The sequence below is a fragment of the Runella sp. genome (assembly GCF_027484545.1).
Lineage (GTDB): Bacteria > Bacteroidota > Bacteroidia > Cytophagales > Spirosomataceae > Runella.
In genome coordinates this window covers 1-21,462 of sequence record NZ_JAIXST010000258.1, presented here as the reverse complement: position 1 = coordinate 21,462, position 21,462 = coordinate 1, and the positions used below count along the sequence as shown (strand labels likewise).

Sequence of the window (21,462 nt, the reverse complement as noted above, 5' to 3'; positions counted from 1 at the left end):
CTCGTTACGCTGTATTATTGATTACCATTTCACGCTTTTTTCAATCTTATTTCTATTCGTCTGATTAGGTCATTTTCTCTTCCTAATTCTGATTTTTGTTCACCGTCCTTCAACAGAGCAAATTTTTCTTTCAGCTGTTGTGCCATAATAGCCCAATTGCCAGTGATTTTAAACATTTCAGTGTATTGTTGTTGGAGAGTGATCATTATTTTATTATCGTTAAAGAACAAGACAAAGATGATAACATTTCAGTGGGAGAGCATTACACTTTTGCGATGAAATCTTACATATTTCACAGATTACTCGCACGCTTTTGTTTTAACTCCTTATAAAAAGTAGGAGAAAGCCCGGTTACTTTCTTAAATTGGTTGGATAAATGCGCTACGCTGCTGTAATGAAGTTTGTAAGCAATCTCTGTAAGATTCATTTCGTCATACAATAATAATTCTTTGACGCGTTCAATTTTATGAATGATAATAAATTGCTGAAGAGTAATGCCTTTAACCTCTGAAAATAGGTTAGAAAGGTAGGTGTAATCATATCCTAATTTTTCACTGACGTAATCGGAATAATTCATATTGGGTAATTCATCCAGATAATGAACCATTTCAACTATTACATTTTTTATCTTTTCAATCAGGATAGTTTTTTTGTTATCCAGCAGTTCCAATCCCGACTTCAGCAGATTTTCCTTCAGCATCTCTCGCTGTTCTAAAGTGATTTCACATCGAATTTCAACTATTCCCAAATCAACCGCATCAAAACGGATTTTAAGCTTTTTTAATTCTTCCTTTACCATCAACTTGCATCGAAGGCTAACCATGTATTTGATATATAGTTTCATAAGCAAGTTTATAAACAAAGCAAAACACCAAAGTAGATAGAATAGCTATCTAGTTATCTGTTTTTTAATTGTTAGAATAAAGGCAAATGTAACATGCACTATAGATTAGGTACATAAATTAGGTTTTGATGCCCAAATGTGAGAGAGAAACGCAAAGATTACGTTGATTTTATCTCTATTATTTTAAACGCTTAATGAACATTTATAATTCACTTTGAACAGGAATAAAATTGGCAGAAAAGGCATCGAAATAAATAGCGATCAATTAACTTATAAATTGTACACCAGTAGATTTTCAAAAAATGGGATTGATGAGTTTAATTGTAAAGTTTATTAAAAGGATAAAATGGTGTTTAAAGTGTATTTGGAAGATAAAAAAGGAGCGAATTTTTGCCGATATTCACTTAGTTGAACGCTATTTTTTTCAAAGTTTCGGCATCAACTGTATGCTTTCCATCAAAAGTAACAATCTGCAAATGCGGAATTGCGGCCTGAATATCAGCCCCGTATTTTTCTAAGTCTATCTGTACCAAATATTCATCCATTGTACCATAAGCTAATGTTGTTGGAACGTTAGCCAATTTAACTGGGTCAATGACATCGGCAATTCCATTGGCAAAAAAGCCAGCCCAAATCACGAGGTGGTCGCAATGAACATGATCATTGTTGAGCCATCTCAACACCGTTGCATTGCCCTGTGAAAACCCTAACACATTGATTTGTATTTTGGAAAAGTCCTGCCCTTCCAGAACAGTATCGTAAAGTTGATTCAAATAAGCTACGTAATCAGCAATTTCCTGTGGACGTTCTTCGCGAGTCATCCACGAAGCCCCCACGCGTCCCGTCACTCCTTCCAAATAGAATCGGGAGAGGGCTTCGGGGGCCACAATGAAGGTATGCCCATCGTTAAGAATTTCAAATTTTCGGATAAAAAATTGCGCCAATTGACCATAACCGTGGAGGACAAACCAAACCTGCCGAGTAGTTGTATCGAGTGAACCAAGCGTAAAATATCGTGCCGTGCGGGCCACAGAAAGGTGATGTTCTTGCATAATATCGAGGAGTGTGCTTGTCATTGCATAGATTAGGATAATATATCTTTTACCACATGCCCTGCTACGTCAGTCAAGCGGAATCTTCTGCCTTGGTGCTTGAAAGTTAGTTGCTCGTGGTCTATGCCAAGCAGGTGCATTAAAGTAGCCTGAAAATCGTGTACGTGTACTTTATTTTGCACAACATTGTAACTAAAATCATCGGTTTTGCCATAGACCATCCCTGTCTTTATCCCTGCACCTGCCATCCACATGGTGAAGCAACCTGGATGATGGTCTCGGCCATAATCTGTCGGAGTTAATCTTCCTTGCGAGAAACTGGTACGGCCAAACTCACCACCCCATACAACTAAGGTATCATCAAGTAATCCCCTTTGTTTCAAATCAAGAATTAAGGCGGCATTGGCTTGGTCTGTTATTTTTGCCTGTGATTTCATGCCAGAGGGCAAGCCGCCATGATGATCCCAGCCCATGTGGTAGAGTTGGATAAACTTCACATCTTTTTCGGCTAATTTTCTGGCTTGAAGACAATTGGCGGCATAAGTGCCAGGAGTACGGGCATCTTCGCCATACATTTTATAGATATAGTCGGGTTCATCTTTGGTAGAAACCGCGTCAGGAACAGAAGCTTGCATCTTGTATGCCATTTCATATTGGCTGATTTTTGAGTGAATTTCAGGGTCGCCCCATACATCGAATTGATGCTCGTTCATGCCTTTGATAAAGTCAATATGCTCTCTTCTATCTGTTTCGTGTACACCATACGGGTTTTTTAGGTATAAAACAGGTTCGCTACCCGACCTAAACTGCACTCCTTGGTGATGAGAAGGTAGAAAGCCATTACCCCAAGCGGCTGAGGTAAGAGGCTGTGCTCCGCCCGCTTTAGAAATCATTACCACAAAACTGGGTAAATTCTCATTGTCAGTACCAAGGCCATAGCTCAACCATGAACCAATAGACGGACGTCCACCTTGTTGAGAGCCTGTTTGCATCATCATAACCGCAGGCTCGTGATTGATGGCCTCTGTGTACATGGAATTGATAATGCACAAATCGTCCACAATGCTTGCAGTATAAGGGAATAACTCTGAAACCCATGCGCCAGCGTGGCCATATTGTTTGAAATCATAAATGGATTGTACCAGCGGAAAACTGGACTGACCCGCCACCATGCCCGAATTGCGCTGTGTACTTTTGATAGAAGCGGGAATTTCTTGACCGTGCCATTTGGCCAATATAGGTTTGTAGTCGTATGATTCCAACTGTGACGGCCCACCACTTTGGAATAAATAAATTACCCTTTTGGCTTTGCTGGGAAAATGCCTACTGCCCAATACCCCATTTAATGCAGTTTGGGTAGGCTTGCTAATCGCCCCGGCCGCCATAGACGATGAGGAATTGAGCAAACTTCCCAACGCCAATGAGCCAAATCCTAAAGAGGCGGTTTTTAGGAATCCTCTTCGGGATTCCATCAAGGCTATTTGTTCATTTAAGTTTCCCATTGTTATTAGTTTCTTGAGTATCCTTCAGAGGTGTTCATGAGGCCATTGATGACAAAAGCTAAAGCGGCTGTTTCGGCAGGGTCAAGTGAGGTATCACGGGGCAACTCTCCCGTATCCAAATAGGCAATGGCATCCGCTTTTCGTTTTGCATATTTGGTCTTTTGCTGTTGATAAAAAGTAGTCAGCATCTTTTTTTCTTTCTCATCAGGTAGTCTTCCCAATAAAGTTCTGAAAGCAGTGGTGAGTCGTACAATAGGGCTACTTTCTTTTTTATTCATTTTCTCTGCCATGACTCTGGCCGCTTCTATCATTTGGGGGTCATTCAGCAGTACCAAAGCTTGTAATGGCGTACTCGTAGATCGCCGCCCCACTGTACAAAAACTACGATCTGGTGCGTCAAAAATCATCATGGAAGGAGGCGGAGAGGTTCTTTTCCAAACAGTATAAATACTTCTACGATAAAGCCCTTCGCCAGGTTCTTGGAGGTAGGGATATCGCCAGGGTTTATTAGAAATTTCGTCCCAAAGTCCAGCGGGTTGGTAAGGATAAACACTCTTCCCACCCAATTTATCCACTAAAAGCCCACTTACTGCAAGTGCATTGTCGCGGAGCATTTCTGCCGAAAGGCGGAAACTTGGACCTCTGGCCAATAAATCGTTGGTGGGGTCTATTTCATAGATGCTGGGGCGTATGACAGAACTTTGTTGATAAGTGGCCGACAGTAGAATTATTTTGTGGAGTTTTTTGATGTCCCATCCCGATTCTACAAATGAAATGGCGAGATAATCCAAAAGTTCAGGATGAGAAGGCAAGCCTCCTTGGCTTCCAAAATCGTCTGGCGTTTTTACGATACCTTGCCCAAAGTGCATGGCCCATATTCTGTTGACAATTACCCGTGCAGTCAGTGGGTTGTTGGCATCAAAAAGCCAGTGGGTAAGCCCTAATCTATTTCTTGGCAACGATTTATCAAAAGGTAAAACAGATTCCAGTGCGGTTGGTAGTACTTCGTCGGTGGGGGCATCATACATTCCTCGATTGAGTACGAACGTTTTTCTTGGTTTGGGCAAATCTCCCATCACCATGATTTCGGGAGTATCATCCAATACCTTATTTAAGCTATCGCGCCATTGTTTCGTGACGATAAACAGGGGGGCTTTCATTTTTCTTTGCAAAGCAAAATGCTTAGCCACCAGCGATTGATTTCTACTAATAGCATCATAGCTCATTTTTTCATCAAAAAGATGCAAGGCTTCCAAGGCCGATAGTTCTTTGTTAAATAATTTCAATTCGTCTAAACCACCATTTTCGAAGGTGATTATCTGCCCTTTTACCCCTAACTGCAGCCCTGCAAAGCCATAAGTATGAATGTCCTTCCTATATAGAATGGATTTATAAACACGTTCTCCAATCACTTCCACTTCTGCTGGAACACCATTGGTATAAATGTGAACCCCATCTGCGCGGCCCGAACCGTCATAAGTGATGGTGACCTCTGTCCATTTTTTGATGGCAACTGGTTTCTTGGTCGTCACATGAATGGCATTTTGTGGCCAAGAGTGAGCCATGATAAACTTGAGTTTGTTGTTTTCTAAAAACAAAGAATATCCTTTGAGACCCAATCTTATATCTTCGGCATGAGAAAAAATATTTACGTCGGGATATAAGGTGTCTGGAAAAATAGAGAGACTGGTAGAAAAAGGAACAGTATGTTCATACCAGCCTAATTTCTCTGGCAACACCACCGTTGTAAATTCATTCAAAAACAAAGCCGACCCTTTTCTGCCTTTTTGAATTTTTGGTTCTTTGATCGCGAGGGGCTTTGTTTTATTATTGGCTTCGGGTGATAAATACTCTTTCTCCTTCTTGTGTTTGATTTGGTCGAAGGAATAATGAGCAATCAAACTATGCTGCATTTCTGTATTAAGGTGTTTCTTGACCGCTTCGGTTCCTTCTATTGTATTATACTTTAACGCAATTTGATTTAGTTGTTCTTCTAATTTTGAAATCTTGGATTTAATAAAGGTGATGATTGAGTCTTTTTTGGGTGTTGTCAATAAGAGGGAGGGGCCTGGGGCTTGATCTGGACCATAAACCGCACTACCCAACTCGTACGTACTATTGAAGAAACCAAACAGCCGAAAATAATCCTTTTGAGAAATGGGGTCGTACTTATGGTCATGGCATCTGGCACATTCTACGGACAGTCCCATAAAAGCCTTTCCGAGTGTCAGTGTCCGGTCTGCTACATATTCCGTTCTGAATTCTTCGTAGATAATACCCGCCTCTGAGTTTTTTCGGTGCAAGCGATTGAATGCAGTGGCAAGGACACTTTCGGTGGTTCTGTGTTTTACTAAATCGCCAGCAAGCTGCCAAGTTATAAACTGCTGGTAACTCATATTTTGATTAAATGCCTTGATTACCCAATCTCTCCAAGGACTGAAATCTCGGTGCTTGTCATCTAAGTAACCATCGCTATCGGTATAGCGAGACACATCCAGCCAATCGGCAGCCATACGCTCCCCGTATGATTTGGAGGCTAAGAAGCGGTCAATCATTTTTTCGTAGGCATCAGGTGCTTTATCGGCTAAATACTGGTCAATTTCAGATAAAGTAGGGGGCAATCCGCGTAAATCAAAACTAACTCTTCTAATCAACGTTTCTTTGGTTGCTTGTGCCGCGGGCTCAATTTTCTTTGATTCTAACTTCTCTAAAACATAATAGTCAATGGGGGTCTTAGCCCAATTCTTATTTTTTATTTCGGGGAGTTCTCTTTTTTCGGGTTTAATAAACGACCAATGTTTTTCATATTTGGCACCTTGTTCTATCCATTTAATGATAATCGCCTTTTCTGCCGCTGTTAATTTGAGATGAGAGTTTGGCGTGGGCATTACTGTTTCTGGATCTTCAGAAAGGATGCGCGCGACGGCCACGCTTTTTGCTACGTTACCGCGAACAATGGCATGGTAGCTTTTGTCTTTCCCCAAGGCTTGAAAAGCTTCTTCTTCCATGTCTAATCGAACTTTTTTCTCTCTTTTTTTGCTGTCGGGACCATGACATGCAAAGCATTTATCTGACAAAATGGGCTTGACATCAAAATTGAAATCTATTTCTTCTGGCAGTTTTTCATAAGCCAATTTTACATCCTCGGGCATGTCGTACCCGCAAGAAGAAAACAACAGCATGAATAGGCCAATTAGGCAATAGGTCACCGATTTCATCCGTCTATATTTTGAGTTTTAAATCTTGCATCAAATTTACAGTACTAATTGATGATATTTTTGTCTAAAAATAATTTTATTGCAAGTCTCTTACGTACCATAAGTCCAAGACATGCCTATCATTAAGAATTTCAAATTTTCGGATAAAAAATTGCGCTCATTGACCGTAACCGTGGAGGACCAACCAAACCTGCCGAGTAGTTGTATCGAGTGAACCAAGCGTAAAATATCGTGCCGTACGGGTCACAGAAAGGTGATGTTCTTGCATAAAATGGATTATATTTGCCCCAAATATACACATATCGCCGAAACGAAATGAAACAGAACCCTTCTTTCTATTTTATCATTCTTGTTTTAGTTGTCATTGATGCCTGGTTGTTAGCGCATCCAAATTTGCTGGGAAAATTAGGTATTTTGTTTTTCAAATACGATATGATCAGAACCTTCCCGCGCGCCTTGGCAACGGTGGGATTGACCACACTTGTGGCAGTTTCCATTGCCATTTTTATGAAGAAAACGAGCCGACAAACCGCGCTTTTAGTATTGGGCCTTTTGACCTTAGTCTCTGTAGGGCTGCTCATAAACACTTACTTCAAATTCTCCGCAGGCTCGTATGCCATGACGGGCTCTGGCTTTAAAACGGGCGCACTTTTGATGCCCCTTATCCTGATTCTGGTTTTTGGGAATGGTATGTACGAAGCCTCAAAACTCAAAAAGTAATCTGATTAGCCGTGCAACAGTCCGACTTTTGCCCTTTGCTTAATTTTGTCTTTTGCAAAGCAACCCCCAAAAGACGCTATTCATTGAACTTTTGCCCTTCGCTTATTTGCCCCTTGCCCTTTTACTTTACACTGCTCCAACGGTTTAATCGCTTCTCTTCGCGATTCACTTTGGTTTTTCTACGCCTGAGAAACCATTACTTTAATCCTTTTTTACTTTTCAGCATCTTTGCTGCGTCAATTTAATCGTTATAAGTATCAAGACGATTTAGCAGCTATGAAAAAGATAAAGTACCTACTCATTTCACTATTGGTTTCCACTGGATTGAAGGCATGTTTGGTAAATGATGAGAAAAAATCAATTGCCTTAAAGGGAACCTTCATTAATCAATCCTACCTGAATCATTCTTCTGATACGCTTCTGAGCGCCATTCCTTTTTACTGTACCGACGAGTTGGTTTTTGATAAACCTGACAGTGTATTGGTTAAAAATGGATTTGAAGAATATGCGCTGAAGTACGAAATCAAACACGATACCTGTTTCGTCAAGAAGGCGTACCAACATCAGGGTGTATTGCGGGATTTGGTCTTGTTGGTTTCGTCCGATACTTCTTTTGTGGCGTTGGAGCAGGATTTTACGGGCAGCAAATCACCAGCCGCCTTTGCCAAAACCTCTGTTTTTGAAGGGTTTGAGTATGGATTGAACAAATCCACAATCGCCGGCAACTATGAAGTTATCAATGCGTCTGACAAGCAATCTAAAATGATAACGTTTGCAGAAAATGGGGCTATTAAAGGTCTGCCCAACTTCAGCAAGTTTTCTGTTTGTTTCTCAGGAGATTGTATGTCGGAACCATTGGAGGCAGGTAATGTGATTATGCTTGAAAACAACCGAAAGGAATTCGAATATGCCGTTTGGAGCTTTGATAAAACTACCAAACAACTGACTATTTTTAAATTGGAAGCACCTCAGCAAGATATAAAAGGAGAACGTGCCATCCAATCAACGCTTCTCAAACTCAGAAAAATTGTTTAGACCCGTTAGAAAAATTCCATAACAGCCATGAATCAAAAATTGAATAAAGCCCAATTGTTGTCAGCGTTTCTATTACTCCTTGCTTTTGGATGCAAACCCGCAGAGGAACAAAAGAAACCCGTTGAGCCGAGTAAAGAAGTAGCAGTGTCTACCCCAAAAGAAGTGGTAAGTAATGAGCCAAAAATAAAGTCTTTCTCCTTGACATTCAGTAATTTAATTGAAAACAATCGGTTAAACAAATTGCCTGTTTTGACCAAAAATGAAATAGAGAGATTTAAGGTGGAAACGGCCCTTGATGAAAACTTTGCCAATGACTACAAATATCATTTAATAGACAGAGTACTTGATACGCCTTCGCATAAAATGTACCTCATTGCCCGCGAATACGAAAATGAGAATACCGTTTGGTTGTGTTTATTTGATAAAAACCACAAAGTTCTGAATGCCAAAGAAGTCTATTACGACAATGCCGAAGGCAATTATCAGGTGGAGGCGGTTCTCAAAAAAGACACGCTGACGCTGTTTATGTCGGATGTGAATGATGGAAAATATACGGAAGTGTATTCCTTTGATAAGGAGTTTAAAGCAGTGCCGGTGAAAGGCGTCAGGAAATAGAGAACCTTGAGGTAGTGACAAAAAACAAGCCTCAACTAAAAGTCGAGGCTTGTCCAACCCATACAGCCATTTTAAAAATATTTTACTTAACGTAAGTTTCTGTTTCCAAATTGTGTCACAACCTCAGTTGTCATAACAATTAAATAACAAATATACTGCCTTTAAAAGTTCCCTGAAAATAGTTGCTCTTTTTTCTTGTGTGAACTCTTGTCTTATATACGATTTTTTACTCCTTACGGATGTTTGCGACTCATTTAGCAGCTCGTTTCAGATGCACAAATTTATGTCGAACATTCTAATTTTATGTACTTAAAGCGACAAAACCAAGCAATCAAGCGTCAAAAAAGAACTTTGTTTTCATGGCCGATATACTGAAACCTTAAAAGTTTGCAAAGAGATTATTGATATAAATCTATTTTAACGGCGGACTGTAAGGTTTTTGCAAACCAGTTGTTAGATACTTTTTAACCATGAAAGTTTAAAACTGTTTCAAGAATTTTTACTTGATTCCTACCTTCACGCCGCCAAACCAAAATCTTCCCTGCGAGGGTTCGAAATAACGATTGGCACTTGCGTTGATTTGCACATTCTGAAAATAAGCGGCATCCAATAAATTGTTAACGCCGATAAACGGTTCTATATGCATTCTTCCCCACGTTTTTTGCCCGCCTACCCGTAAGTTCACCACTGTGTAGCCATTGGCTGTCACGGCGTTGGCGTCATCGGCATAGAGCAGACTCGCGTGACGTACCTGAGCAATGGCAAATATGCCAACGGGGGTAAAATACCGTAACTCAGCCTGAGCAGCGTGTTTTGGAATGCCGGGAAGTACATTCCCGTCAAATTTTCCCGTGGTCGTTTGGTATTCGCGGTAGCGAAAATCAGAGTACGTATAATTGGAAAACAAAGTCAAACCTTTGGCCAAAACGGCATTCAAACTCAACTCAACTCCCTGCCGGCGCGAACGTCCGGCGTTTCGGTAAAATACTCGTCCGGCTTGCCCGGTGATTTGATAAGGCACGAGTTCGTCTTTTACTTCTACATCAAAAAGGGCAACGTCAGTACGCAGTCGTTGACTAAAGTACGTCTTAGCCCCGATTTCGTAGTTCACGGCCTGTTGAGGATTTAAGTCAGGATTAAAACCGCCCGTTCCCGTAGGATTATTGGAAAGTTCGCTCATGGTCGGCGTTTCAAAACTTGTTCCGAGATTGGTATAAATATTGACTTTAGAGGATGCTTCCAACGAAATTCCGACACTTGGGTTCAACCGACTGAACTGCCGCTTTCCGGATTGGTCACCGTCGGTCAGAAAATAATCTGTGGCGTGTAAACGAATGGCATCCGAACGAAGACCGACCAACATCGTTACTTTTTGATAGGTCAGTTCCTGAGTAACGTAGGCGGCTATGTTTTTAAACGACTCCAATTGATCAAACGTCAGTTTGCCGCGTTCTCCAATCAAGTTATCGAAGCGTCGTCGGGTGTCGCCTTGAGATTCTACATCCATGCCCAAGCGAAAACGATAACCAATCAAATCAAATTTTTGGGAAAACTGGTACTGAAAACTGGCTCCCGCAAAGGTTCGATTGATGGTTCCGGCCCCAGCGGCTTGAAATGCCAGATAGTTGGCAAAATCGCGTTTGGTCCCAAAAGCCCGGGCAAAAATCAAATGCTTTCCCATCGTTTTCTCAAAGGTAATCCCCACGCGTCCTTGAGCGACTGATTCTCCCGCCAAAAAACGCATATTATTGGGGTGCGCTTGGCGGCGATTTTCTGTGGCTTGCTGTAAAGTAAGTCCGCCCGGGTCGTCGGCTACGGGGCTGTTGCCGTAATTGGCCAAAATTGAAATTCGAGTGAGGGAATCAAAATCATAACGGAGTTTTAAGTTCAAAATCGTGCTTTCCATGTGACTTAGTGCTCGATACCCCTCTGATTGATTGCGGGTAGCGATAAAAACGTATTGAAACTTCTTTTTTTGAACACCCGTTTTAAAGCGATAGCTTCGTAATCCGTAGGACCCTACCGTAACCTGGCCTTCCAGCAATGACATTTCGTTGGCATTTTCCGTCTGAAAATTTAAAATTCCTCCCGCAGCATTCCCAAATAGTCCCGAAGAAGGGCCGCGCATTACTTCCAAACGGCGCATCGCTCCCATGTCCAGATTGTCTACGTCAGCTTGGCCGTCGGGAGTTGATTCCGGAATACCATCAATCACCAGACGAATACCGCGAATACCAAACGCCGCGCGAGCTCCGAAACCACGAATGGAAATGCGGAGATCTTGGCTGAAATTGTCGGGATTTTGAGCAAATAAGCCTGCAACCCCCCCCAAGGATTCAAACAACGACAATTGCGGTTGCCCAATTTGGATGCGACCACCGCCCAAAACGGTCAAAGCAGCCGGTAAACGTTTTTCGTTGATTTCGAGGCGGGTAGCGCTTACGGTAACGGGAGCGAGTTGACGGATGAGCAAAGTGTCATTGGCTTGACCCAACGTTTTCATTGTACCGGTCAGGACAATAATAGAAAGTAAACCTAATCTTACTTTTATACTTTTAATAGGCATTGTACGTTGGTTTTGTATAGAAAAAGTCATAAAATTGTCGGGATTTCTCTAATAGTAGTGTGAATAGATGATCTGATTTTTAATAACCTTACCTGCTTCATGAACGCTTTCGATATTTCAACCCATCTTCAGTCAAGAAAGTTAGAATTAATTGTCGAAAATCGTACGACTTACACCCTTGACAGCGCGGAACTGAATATCTACGAGACCCACCAAGCAGCCAAAAATGTAGAACTTACGTTCGGTAATCCCGTGTTGGCGAGCATGATACGAGGTAAAAAGGTGATGCACTTATCCAATGCGCCCTCTTTTGATTTTTTTCCGGGTGAGTCGGTCATTGTACCTGCACATCAAACTATGAAAATCGACTTTCCCGAGGCCACTAGCCAAAACCCAACGCAATGTTTGGCTTTGGCTATTTCCCCCGCAAAAATCCGAGCCTTAGTTGAAACCCTCAACGAGCGAGCCCCTTTGGTAGACAACCAAGCGGGGTGGCAATTTACGAACGATAATTTTTATTTTACCAACGAAAAGGCAATTCATCAACTGATTGAGAGATTGATCTACATTTTTACTGAAAACAACACTGCCAAAGACTATTTTGCCAATCTCGTATTGCAGGAACTCATCGTGCGGCTCATGCAAACCAAAGCACGAATGGCATTGACGACCAACCTGCAACAACTGGCCAATACCAATCGCCTTGCTTACGCGGTCAAGTATGTACAGGAAAATATTCACCGAAATCTCACTATTCGTGAACTGGCTGACAAAGCCTGTATGAGTGAGCCTAACTTCTTCCGCTGTTTTAAACAACAGTATGGCGTTACCCCCGTCGAATACATTAATCAACAGCGTATTCAGCTGTCAATGAAATTGTTGAATAATACTATTTACAGTATATCCGACATTTGTTTTGCGTGCGGTTACAACAACCTCAATTATTTCCTGAAAGTCTTCAAAAAAACAACGGGTGACACCCCAGCGAATTATCGAAAGAAAATCGTAAAATTTTGATACTTTGTTTATTCACATGACTTTTTCGAGTTCATTGAGCTAAGTAGCAGGGAAGTGTATCCTCACTTTCTTCCTTTTGATAGGATAGTTCTCTTTTTTTAGATAATTGTGCAAAGCGGTGAAGGGGGATTGTTGTAGTTTTGAAATATTATTATTTGAATAATTTTTATAAATTTACCACCTCAAAATAGAACATGGAACTAACCGGAAGCCATACGCTCAATGCCCCCGCCCAAAAAATTTGGGATATGCTCATGACCCCCGACATCTTGGCCAAAGTGACGCCGGGGATTTCGCGTTTGGATTTAGAAAGCGAAGGAATTTATAAGGCTATTGCCGAAGTTAAAATTGGTCCGGTATGCGGCAAGTTTGAAGGGAAAGCCGAGGTTGCAGATCCCGTTCCTCCCGAAAGTTTTACACTTAAAGTACAGCAAAACAGCAAAATAGGCAACGTTGATGCCAGTATTCGGATGGTTCTCAAATCACTTAACGATACTCAAACAGAATTGTCTTTTGAAGGAAGTGCCGATATGTCGGGGCTTTTGGCCCGTACCGGAAACCGCGTAATGAGCGGTGTAGCAGGAAGCCTGACCAAACAATTCTTTAAGAATTTTGAGGAAGAGTTAACAGTTAACAGTTAACAATTTGGAGTTGATAACAACTTATTTAACAATAAACTTTTATTTCCTTTAATCCCCCATTGGGGCGGTCCGCCGCTGCGGTTAGGGGGCTTTTTCAACAACTTGTGCGTAAGCACTTAACCTTTAGCTAATTATGCCAAAAATTTCAGTAACTGTAAACGGAACTTCCTACTCGCATGAGGTAGAAGGCCGCTTGCTATTGGTGCATTATCTGCGCGATGTACTCGGTCTGACGGGCACGCACGTAGGCTGCGATACCAGCAGCTGCGGAGCGTGTACCATTCATTTAGACGGGAAATCCGTAAAATCCTGCTCGCTGCTTGCGGCTCAAGCCGATGGCTCCAGCATTACTACCATTGAAGGACTCGCTCCTGAGGGCGAGCTTCATCCGTTGCAGGTAGGTTTCAAAGAAGAGCACGGGTTGCAGTGCGGCTTCTGTACGCCCGGTATGATCATGTGTGCGGCTGATTTGCTCGAACACAACTCAACTCCTTCCGAACAGGAAATCAGAGAGGCTCTCGAAGGCAACATCTGTCGCTGCACAGGCTACCATAATATCGTGAGAGCCATACAAAGCGCATCGGGACAGCTGGAAACGGCGGCCCCCTAACCCCCGATGGGGGAACTTTTGTTTTTTATTTAAACAAATTTGTCATATCTCTAAAATCTCCACTTAGAGTCAATTTTTTTAAACTCCCCCATCGGGGGCTGGGGGGCTAAATATCATGAGCAATAAATTCATTGGAAAATCTATAAAACGCGTTGAAGATAAGCGTTTTATCACGGGCCATGGCCGTTATACCGACGACATCGTGTTGCCAGGAATGACCTACGCCTACATATTGCGCAGCCCGTACGCGCACGCAAATATCAAAAGCATTGACACCTCGGAAGCCGCCGCTATGAAAGGCGTGGTGACCATCATGACGGGCGAAGAAGTAGGCCACTATGGCGTACCTTGCGGTTGGCAGGTCAATTTCAAAAACGGCGATATCATGAAAGAGCCGCCGCACCCTTTGTTGGTCAAAGACAAAGTTCGTCACGTAGGAGATGCGGTAGCTTTGGTGGTGGCCGAAAGCCGCGAAATAGCTCAGGATGCAGCCGAAGCGATAATTGTTGACTATGAGGTACTTCCTGCCGTAACTGATGCATCAAAAGCCGTTGAGGCAGGTGCTCCGCAGGTACACGACAGTGTTCCTAACAATATTTGTTTTGACTGGGAAATCGGAAACCCTAAAGCCGAAGTGGATGAAGCAATGGCCAGTGCCGCGCACATTACTTCGTTGGATTTTGTCAATCAACGCCTGTCGCCCAACGCCATGGAGCCGCGCAGCTACATTGGACATTACGATAACGTGTATGACCGTTATACCCTTTATACTTCTACCCAAAACCCTCACTTGATTCGTCTGTTAATGTGTGCGTTTGTGCTGGGATTGCCCGAGCATAAGGTGCGCGTCGTGGGTCCTGACGTAGGTGGCGGTTTTGGAAGTAAAATTTATCACTACACCGAAGAAGCGCTCGTTACGTTGGCGGCTAAAAAAACTGGCCGTCCCGTAAAATGGACGGAGACGCGTTCAGAAGCCTTTTTGACCGATGCACATGGTCGCGACCACGTGACATTTGCTGAAATGGGTTTTGATACAGAAGGCAAAATCGTAGGATTGCGAATCAAAACGTTTGCAAACTTAGGAGCTTATCTTTCCACTTTCTCAACGGCTGTTCCGACTTATCTCCACGGCACTTTATTACAGGGACTTTATACCACGCCCAAGATTCACTTGGACATGACCTGCGTATTTACCAATACAACGGCGGTGGACGCCTATCGCGGAGCAGGACGGCCCGAAGCCACTTTTTTGCTAGAACGCTTGATTGATTTGGCAGCGCTCGAAATGGGAATAGACCCCACGGAATTGCGCCTCAAAAACTTCATTGCTCCTTTTGACGGGGTGACCCAACCGGGCTACCAAACCAACGTGGCTTTGCAGTATGACAGTGGTAACTATCACGGCGTATTGGCGCGGGGGCTCGAAATGTTGGGTTACGAAGATTTCAGAAAAGAGCAGGCCGAAGCTGCGAAAACGAATAAATTACTGGGCGTAGGCTTTTCAACGTACATCGAAGCTTGCGGAATTGCTCCGTCGGCGGTGGTAGGTTCGTTGGGCGCACGGGCAGGGTTGTTTGAAGTGGGACAGGTTCGGGTTCAACCTACTGGTTCTGTCAGTGTATTTACCGGAGCGCATTCGCACGGTCAGGGTCACGAAACGACTTTTGCTCAAATTGTGGCCGACCGTTTGGGGATTCCGATGGAAAATGTAGAAATCCACCACGGAGATACTGAATCCGTTGCTTTTGGGATGGGTACGTACGGCTCGCGCTCTTTGGCAGTGGGTGGAAGTGCCATTGTGAAAAGCTTGGATAAAATCATTGAAAAAGGTGCAAAAATTGCGGCTCATAAATTAGAATGTTCACCGGACGATATTGAGTTTGCGGATGGTAAGTTTACGGTAAAAGGTACAGATAAATCGCTGACTTTTGGCGATATAGCTCTGACTGCCTACGTGCCTCACGTGTATCCTGCCAACCTTGAACCGGGGCTTGATTTCAGCAGTTTCTACGATCCTACCAACTTTACCTATCCGTTTGGCTGCCACATTGCCGTAGTGGAAGTGGATAAAGAAACGGGAGCGACCAAAGTGAAACGCTTCATTGCGGTGGATGATGTGGGGAATGTGATTAATCCGATGATTGTTGACGGACAGATTCACGGTGGATTGGCTCAGGGTATTGGACAGGCGTTGTTGGAAGGAATTGAGTTTGACAGTACCGGTCAAATCATTAATGCTTCCTACATGGATTATGCCATGCCGCGCGCGGACGATTTTCCAATGTTTGAACTTGACCGTCAGGTAACACCTTGCCCGCATAACCCTCTGGGAGTAAAAGGAGCAGGTGAAGCCGGCTGTATCGGGTCTACTCCGGCCGTTGTTAATGCCGTGGTTGATGCGCTCTGGTCAGGTGGACACAAGGTCAAAGATGTGCGTATGCCGATGACACCCGAAAGAGTCTGGACCGCAATGCAATCATAAGTTTCGAGTTCAAAATACAGAGTGTCAAGTTTTCAACATTCGACACTCTGCATTTTGAACTCGACATTCATTCACTAATTCACAAATTAAAAAATGATACCACAAGCAGTTGACTATAAACGCGCGGGTTCGGTGAGTGAGGCGATAAGCCTGCTGGCTGAGAATCCCGACGCTAAAATTTTGGCAGGAGGCCACAGCCTGATTCCTGCCATGAAGTTGCGCCTCAACAGCCCTTCACTGTTGATTGATATTGCGCGCATTGCTGAGCTACGGTTTATCACAGCCGGCGATGGCGCTGTCGCCATTGGTGCGGCCAGTACACACAACGACATTATTTCAAACGCCGATATCCAAAGCCGTTTTCTGGCCATGGTTGAAGCCGGAGAATTGATTGGTGATACTCAAGTTCGTAATATGGGTACGTTGGGCGGAAGCATTGCCCACGCAGACCCTTCGGCAGATTGGCCGGGCGTGCTGTTGGCACTGAATGCAACTGTCAAAGTAGAAGGAGCAGGAGGGACGCGCGAAATTGCCGCCGCCGATTTCTTTACTGGCTTTTTCAGTACGGCATTGGAAGAAGGAGAAATTGTAACTGAAATTCATATTCCTAATCCTGTTGCAGGAGCTAATAGCTCTTATCAGAAGTTTTTGCAACCGGCATCCCGCTTTGCTATCGTAGGATGTGCGGTGGCTGTTGTGATTACTGACGGTGTTATTTCAGAAGCAAAAGTTGCGTTCAACGGCGTGAGCGGAGAAGGAGCATTTTTGGATGAAGCCGTAAGTACTGCGCTCCTAGGCAAGGCCGCAACGCTCGAAACCATCGAAGCCGCAGTGGCCGGTGCTGCCGAAGGAATAGACATCAACGAAGACCACTACGCTTCCAAAGTCTATCGGAAACATTTGGCAAAAGTGTATGCCAAACGTGCTTTGGTCGCTGCTTGCGAATTGTAAAAAATTCCTGTTTGTTTGTTTAAATTGTTAGACGGGCGGTCAAATGACTGCCCGTTTCTCTTTATAGCGTTGATTATTTTCGGTCTGGCTCGTAGCAGAGCACCGTAATGCCGCAGCTAAACCCGGTACTTTTTATTAATTTCAAGGGCAGTTTTTCTTTTAATCCCTGAAAAATGGGTATTCCGCTGCCGATAGCCGCTGGGTTAATAAACAGGTGGTATTCATCAATTAAAATGTGTTTTATCAAATTTGAAACAAAGTTGCCGCCCCCCGTACACGATGATGTCATTTCCTTCGCTACTTTTCAAATCAATTACTGCTTGCTCAATCGTCCCTTCAGCCAACACCGTATTTTCCCATTCGGAAGAAGTCAACGTTTTTGAAAAAACTACTTTGGGAGTATCCACCATTTTGTGGGTAAAAGAGTCGCTTTCGGGATTCTTTGCTGCCGCCGTCCAGTGAGGGATAAATCCTTGGACCAACACACGGCCGAGGATGATACAATCCACGGGCTCAGTTAGCTTTTGGACATATTCTTTCAGTTCGTCGTCCCAATTCCAAGTCATCCAATCCATTTCTCCGTTGGGCCCTGCTACAAAGCCGTCGATACTTACCTGCATTTGCAATTTTACTTTTGGATTATTCAGATTTTCTTCTGATAGCGCATTGATTTTTACCGTTTGATAAATTTATAACCCCAGAAACCACTCCCCGTTTGGTTTTCGCACCCCTCTTTTATAACATTGTACAGGCAATTCTTTTGAGTTGCCTGTTTCTTGTTTTGGTACTGCTTTGGTGTGTTATTTTGGGGAATAATGAAAAGAATAGCCATCAACCCTACAAAAATTACTATCTTATAAATACAATAAAAACTTGTAATAGTTAAAGTGAATACAAAAACTATTGCATAATTTTCGTATAATGGAGAGTTAGCCGTAAGTTTATGACGACACCACCGACCAAGGTAAAAGAACCGAAAATAATAGCGAAAAGCAATGACAGAGCAACAACAACATTGGTTTGACAAACTTGCAAAAGACAGAGAAGAAAGTGCTACAATGCTTGAAAAACCTTCAATGCGTGGAATTAAAAACAGCGTTGTAGAAAAATACAGCGACCAAGCCCATTTTATTTACGAACTTTTACAAAATGCAAATGACGCAAAAGCAACAAAATCTTCATTTCAATTAACTACTCAAGGTTTATACTTTAAACACAACGGAAAAATACTTTTTAGCGTTTCCAATCCCGACACGGAAGACCAAGACAAAGAAAATAACACACTCGGACACATTAACTCAATTACAGCCATTGCCAACAGCAACAAAACAGAATCATCAATCGGAAAATTTGGAGTTGGTTTTAAAGCTGTTTTTCAATACACCGAAACACCACATATATACGACCCTAATTTTCAATTTAAAATCGAAAGGTTTATTATTCCCGTAAAATTGGAAAATGATTTGGCGGATAGACAAACGGATGAAACTGCTTTTTATTTTCCTTTCAATAAACCTGAAATGTCCGCACAAAAAGCACATTCAGACATTTTAGAAAAGTTGAAAAAATTGGTTTTCCCCACTTTATTTTTATCCAGCTTACAAGAAGTAGTATGGAAAGCAGAAGCTGGAACAGGCGAATACACTAAAAAAAGTAGCAAACAAAAACAAGCTAACGACATCACTTACGAAATAATTGAACTCTATCAACAAATTGGACTAAACCAAACCAAAGAAAATCTATATCTATTTACTCGTTCTACAGAAGAAATTCACACTTATTCTATTGGCTATTTTCTTGACGAAAAAGACAAACTAACACCAAAACAATTTTCTGCATTTTGCTTTTTTCCCACAAAGGAAACAACCAACTTAAATTTTATACTTCACGCACCATTCTTGCTAACTGACAGTCGAGAAGGAATACACCGTTCTAAAGAACATAATTCATCAATGGTTAAGCTGCTTTCAAAACTGGCTGCCGATAGTTTAATTATTCTCAAGGAATTAAACTTGATAACCGATGACATTTTCGAAACAATACCATACAGAAATATAAAATATGGAAATGATAATTTTTTCTCTCAATTTTATACTACAATAAAAGAGAAACTACAAACCGAAGAAATACTACCCGCAAAAGGCGAAACTTTTGCTAATAAGCCAAACGCATATTGGGCTGATTCGCCTGATTTGGCAAACTTGTTCACTAACGAACAACTTGCAGAATTAGTCAAAAATCAAAATGCAAAGTGGGTTTTCTCAACAATCGGTAGAACAAAGGACAAAGAAATTACAGATTATATTGACGGTGGTTCTGAAAGGTCTTGGGACAAAAAAGAACCCAATTTGATAAAAGCAAATATGGACTTTGAGAACAAAATTGCTGACTTAGTAACAAGTAATTTTATTAAAAACCAATCAAATGAATGGCTTCATACGTTTTACGAGTACTTGTCGGAAAGAAAATCATACCAAGACAAATTCAAAACAAAACCTATTTTCAAAGATACACAAGAAAATGCAATTCCTGCATTTGAACAAAATGGAAAAGAGTTACACGGAATTTTATTTTTGCCATTAGACGAATTAAATTCAACTTACAAAACCATTGACCCTGAATTACTAAAAAATAAAAAAACAAAAGAATTTATTGAAAAATTCGGTATCAAAAAACCAAGTTTAAAAGATGAAATTTACAATCATATATTCCCATTATATGACACAGATGAAGGAATTGACACACAACCTCATTTTGAACTATTTTTTAAATATTGGAAAGAAGAAGGACGACCAGAGGATTTTATAAATCTTATAAGGGATAAATCATTTATTCTTTACAAAACAAATGATGATGAAACAAGATTTAGAGGTGAAGCAAGAGACATTTATTATCCAACATCAGATTTAGAAAAGTATTTTGAAACAAAGCCTGACACCAAATTTGTTGATTTAGAAGCTTATCACGGTTTTATAACAGACGGAAAGGAACAACAAATTTTGAAAGAATTTTTGTTGAAATTGGGCGTAAGTGAGAAAGTAAGAGTTAAACGAAAAGAAACTTATTGGAACAACTATGTAATATTCTCAGCTTCTCACGGATGGCACGTAAGAGGAATAAATGGATTTGATAAGGATATTGTCGTAGATGGTCTTGAAGAAGTATTACCTAATATTAATTTTGATAATAGCAAATTTATTTGGAACAAAATCGTCAAAATACATAGTAATTGTATTTTAGGAACCATAGAAAAATCAACTCGTCAAGATTATAACCACTCTACCAAAACCGTTCAATATTCAGAAAATTTTGGAAAGATTTTAAAAGAAAGAAAATGGCTTTTAAATAAAAACCGAGAATTTGTAGCACCAAGTGAGATCTGCATAAGCCAATTAGCTGACGGTTACGAAATCAATGTAGAATTAGAACGCATATTAGCCTTTAAGCCAACCGTTGTATTAACTGAGACCGAAAGAATTGCCTCTAAATTTGAAAGTGAAGAAGAAGCGGAATTTGCAAAAAAGCTGTTAGATGAGTATAAAACAAGAAAAAATAGTAATAATTCAACTCGTCCTAAAAATGAAAATTCAAATGATTCAGTTGATTCACCTCCTAAATTATCAAAAATTGAAAAGACTATCAAAGATTTAGACGACTTACAAAATGAGTTTACACCTAAACAAAAAGACAAGAAAAACGAAAGTCAAGAAATTGAAAATAAGTCCGAAATAAACTTTGACGAAGAATTTGCCAAAGGAATTGAAGATTTAAAAAAACAACTTGAAATCAAAAAAAGCAGAGTTGATTTAGCTGAAAACATCAATAATAGCCTAAGATATTCCTACGATTGGTTCAAGGCATATTTGCAGTTGCTTACAACATATGGGGAAAAACAAGACACACAGAAACAAAAATCAATTTCGTTTCAAGAAATTAAACCCTACAAAACAGACAATAAATACTTTTTACTTTGTGGTGCGAGTAGTTACATATCGCCTGAAGTTGAAAATGCAGACGATTTTAAAGTTTCGCTTGTTTTTGCAGGTGGCAAAAGAGAAAATATAACGGTTGAGGGCGTTTCTAAAAAAGGGCAAGATTTATTGATTTATTGCCGCGAACCCTTGTCAAGCAATACGCTATCACGACTTTCAAACATATTTAAAGTTGAAATCAACTTTACACCAGTAATTGATTTGCTCGACAGGTTAT

The 21,462-nt window shown here is 41.4% G+C and carries 17 protein-coding genes; 9 read left to right on the top strand and 8 right to left on the bottom strand.

The genetic code is table 11. The annotated features are described in order from the left end of the window. Positions 1 to 29: 29 nt before the first annotated feature. The 5 genes from Q0081_RS23450 to Q0081_RS23430 all read right to left on the bottom strand — a co-directional run bounded on the left by Q0081_RS23450 (position 30) and on the right by Q0081_RS23430 (position 6,616). A complete protein-coding gene (locus tag Q0081_RS23450; protein WP_298359462.1) occupies positions 30 to 206 on the bottom strand; it encodes a hypothetical protein in 177 nt (58 codons plus the stop codon). A gap of 86 nt (positions 207 to 292) precedes the next feature. After that, on the bottom strand, positions 293 to 844 hold the full coding sequence (locus Q0081_RS23445; protein WP_298359459.1) for an AraC family transcriptional regulator: 552 nt from the start codon (positions 842 to 844) through the stop codon (positions 293 to 295). A 404-nt stretch (positions 845 to 1,248) separates the two neighbouring features. After that, positions 1,249 to 1,896: an alpha/beta hydrolase gene (locus Q0081_RS23440; protein ID WP_298359456.1), complete on the bottom strand. Its 648-nt coding sequence runs from the start codon at positions 1,894 to 1,896 to the stop codon at positions 1,249 to 1,251. Positions 1,897 to 1,928: 32 nt separating this feature from the next. Next, positions 1,929 to 3,398: a DUF1501 domain-containing protein gene (locus Q0081_RS23435; protein ID WP_298359453.1), complete on the bottom strand. Its 1,470-nt coding sequence runs from the start codon at positions 3,396 to 3,398 to the stop codon at positions 1,929 to 1,931. A 5-nt stretch (positions 3,399 to 3,403) separates the two neighbouring features. Further along, positions 3,404 to 6,616, bottom strand: coding sequence for a DUF1553 domain-containing protein (locus Q0081_RS23430; protein ID WP_298359450.1), 3,213 nt, complete (start codon positions 6,614 to 6,616; stop codon positions 3,404 to 3,406). A 315-nt stretch (positions 6,617 to 6,931) separates the two neighbouring features. On the opposite strand from Q0081_RS23430, the gene Q0081_RS23425 reads away from it, so the two are divergent. The 3 genes from Q0081_RS23425 (at position 6,932) to Q0081_RS23415 (ending at position 8,986) form a co-directional block, all read left to right on the top strand. Beyond that, a complete protein-coding gene (locus tag Q0081_RS23425; RefSeq protein WP_298359447.1) occupies positions 6,932 to 7,336 on the top strand; it encodes a hypothetical protein in 405 nt (134 codons plus the stop codon). A gap of 276 nt (positions 7,337 to 7,612) precedes the next feature. Further along, entirely contained in the window at positions 7,613 to 8,371 is a 759-nt protein-coding gene (locus Q0081_RS23420) for a hypothetical protein (RefSeq protein ID WP_298359444.1), read from the top strand. Between the two features lie 27 nt (positions 8,372 to 8,398). Beyond that, entirely contained in the window at positions 8,399 to 8,986 is a 588-nt protein-coding gene (locus Q0081_RS23415) for a hypothetical protein (protein ID WP_298359441.1), read from the top strand. Positions 8,987 to 9,485: 499 nt separating this feature from the next. Here the strand turns inward: Q0081_RS23415 and Q0081_RS23410 are convergent, their stop codons facing one another. Beyond that, the gene (locus tag Q0081_RS23410) at positions 9,486 to 11,552 is read right to left on the bottom strand and encodes a TonB-dependent receptor (RefSeq protein ID WP_298359438.1); all 2,067 of its coding nucleotides are present in this window, start codon (positions 11,550 to 11,552) and stop codon (positions 9,486 to 9,488) included. A gap of 99 nt (positions 11,553 to 11,651) precedes the next feature. Here Q0081_RS23410 and Q0081_RS23405 point away from each other — a divergent pair, with 99 nt between their 5' ends. The 5 genes from Q0081_RS23405 (at position 11,652) to Q0081_RS23385 (ending at position 17,253) form a co-directional block, all read left to right on the top strand. Next, positions 11,652 to 12,569, top strand: a complete 918-nt coding sequence (locus Q0081_RS23405) for an AraC family transcriptional regulator (protein ID WP_298359435.1) — start codon at positions 11,652 to 11,654, stop codon at positions 12,567 to 12,569. A gap of 194 nt (positions 12,570 to 12,763) precedes the next feature. Further along, the gene (locus tag Q0081_RS23400; protein WP_298359432.1) at positions 12,764 to 13,210 is read left to right on the top strand and encodes a CoxG family protein; all 447 of its coding nucleotides are present in this window, start codon (positions 12,764 to 12,766) and stop codon (positions 13,208 to 13,210) included. 133 nt (positions 13,211 to 13,343) lie between these two features. Continuing rightward, positions 13,344 to 13,820 (top strand): (2Fe-2S)-binding protein, encoded by a 477-nt coding sequence (locus tag Q0081_RS23395; RefSeq protein WP_298359429.1) that lies wholly within the window; start codon positions 13,344 to 13,346, stop codon positions 13,818 to 13,820. A 115-nt stretch (positions 13,821 to 13,935) separates the two neighbouring features. Next, the gene (locus Q0081_RS23390; protein WP_298359426.1) at positions 13,936 to 16,302 is read left to right on the top strand and encodes a xanthine dehydrogenase family protein molybdopterin-binding subunit; all 2,367 of its coding nucleotides are present in this window, start codon (positions 13,936 to 13,938) and stop codon (positions 16,300 to 16,302) included. Between the two features lie 93 nt (positions 16,303 to 16,395). Beyond that, entirely contained in the window at positions 16,396 to 17,253 is an 858-nt protein-coding gene (locus Q0081_RS23385) for a xanthine dehydrogenase family protein subunit M (RefSeq protein WP_298359423.1), read from the top strand. A gap of 73 nt (positions 17,254 to 17,326) precedes the next feature. Here the strand turns inward: Q0081_RS23385 and Q0081_RS23380 are convergent, their stop codons facing one another. Together Q0081_RS23380 and Q0081_RS23375 are read right to left on the bottom strand one after the other, a co-directional pair. Continuing rightward, the gene (locus Q0081_RS23380) at positions 17,327 to 17,542 is read right to left on the bottom strand and encodes a dihydrofolate reductase family protein (protein ID WP_298359420.1); all 216 of its coding nucleotides are present in this window, start codon (positions 17,540 to 17,542) and stop codon (positions 17,327 to 17,329) included. After that, positions 17,478 to 17,873: a dihydrofolate reductase family protein gene (locus Q0081_RS23375; RefSeq protein WP_298359417.1), complete on the bottom strand. Its 396-nt coding sequence runs from the start codon at positions 17,871 to 17,873 to the stop codon at positions 17,478 to 17,480. The genes Q0081_RS23380 and Q0081_RS23375 overlap by 65 nt, the downstream gene beginning before the upstream one ends. A 375-nt stretch (positions 17,874 to 18,248) precedes the next feature. Between Q0081_RS23375 and Q0081_RS23370 the strand changes: the two genes are divergently transcribed. Continuing rightward, on the top strand, positions 18,249 to 21,462 hold a 3,214-nt coding region (locus Q0081_RS23370; RefSeq protein WP_298359414.1), incomplete at its 3' end, for a sacsin N-terminal ATP-binding-like domain-containing protein.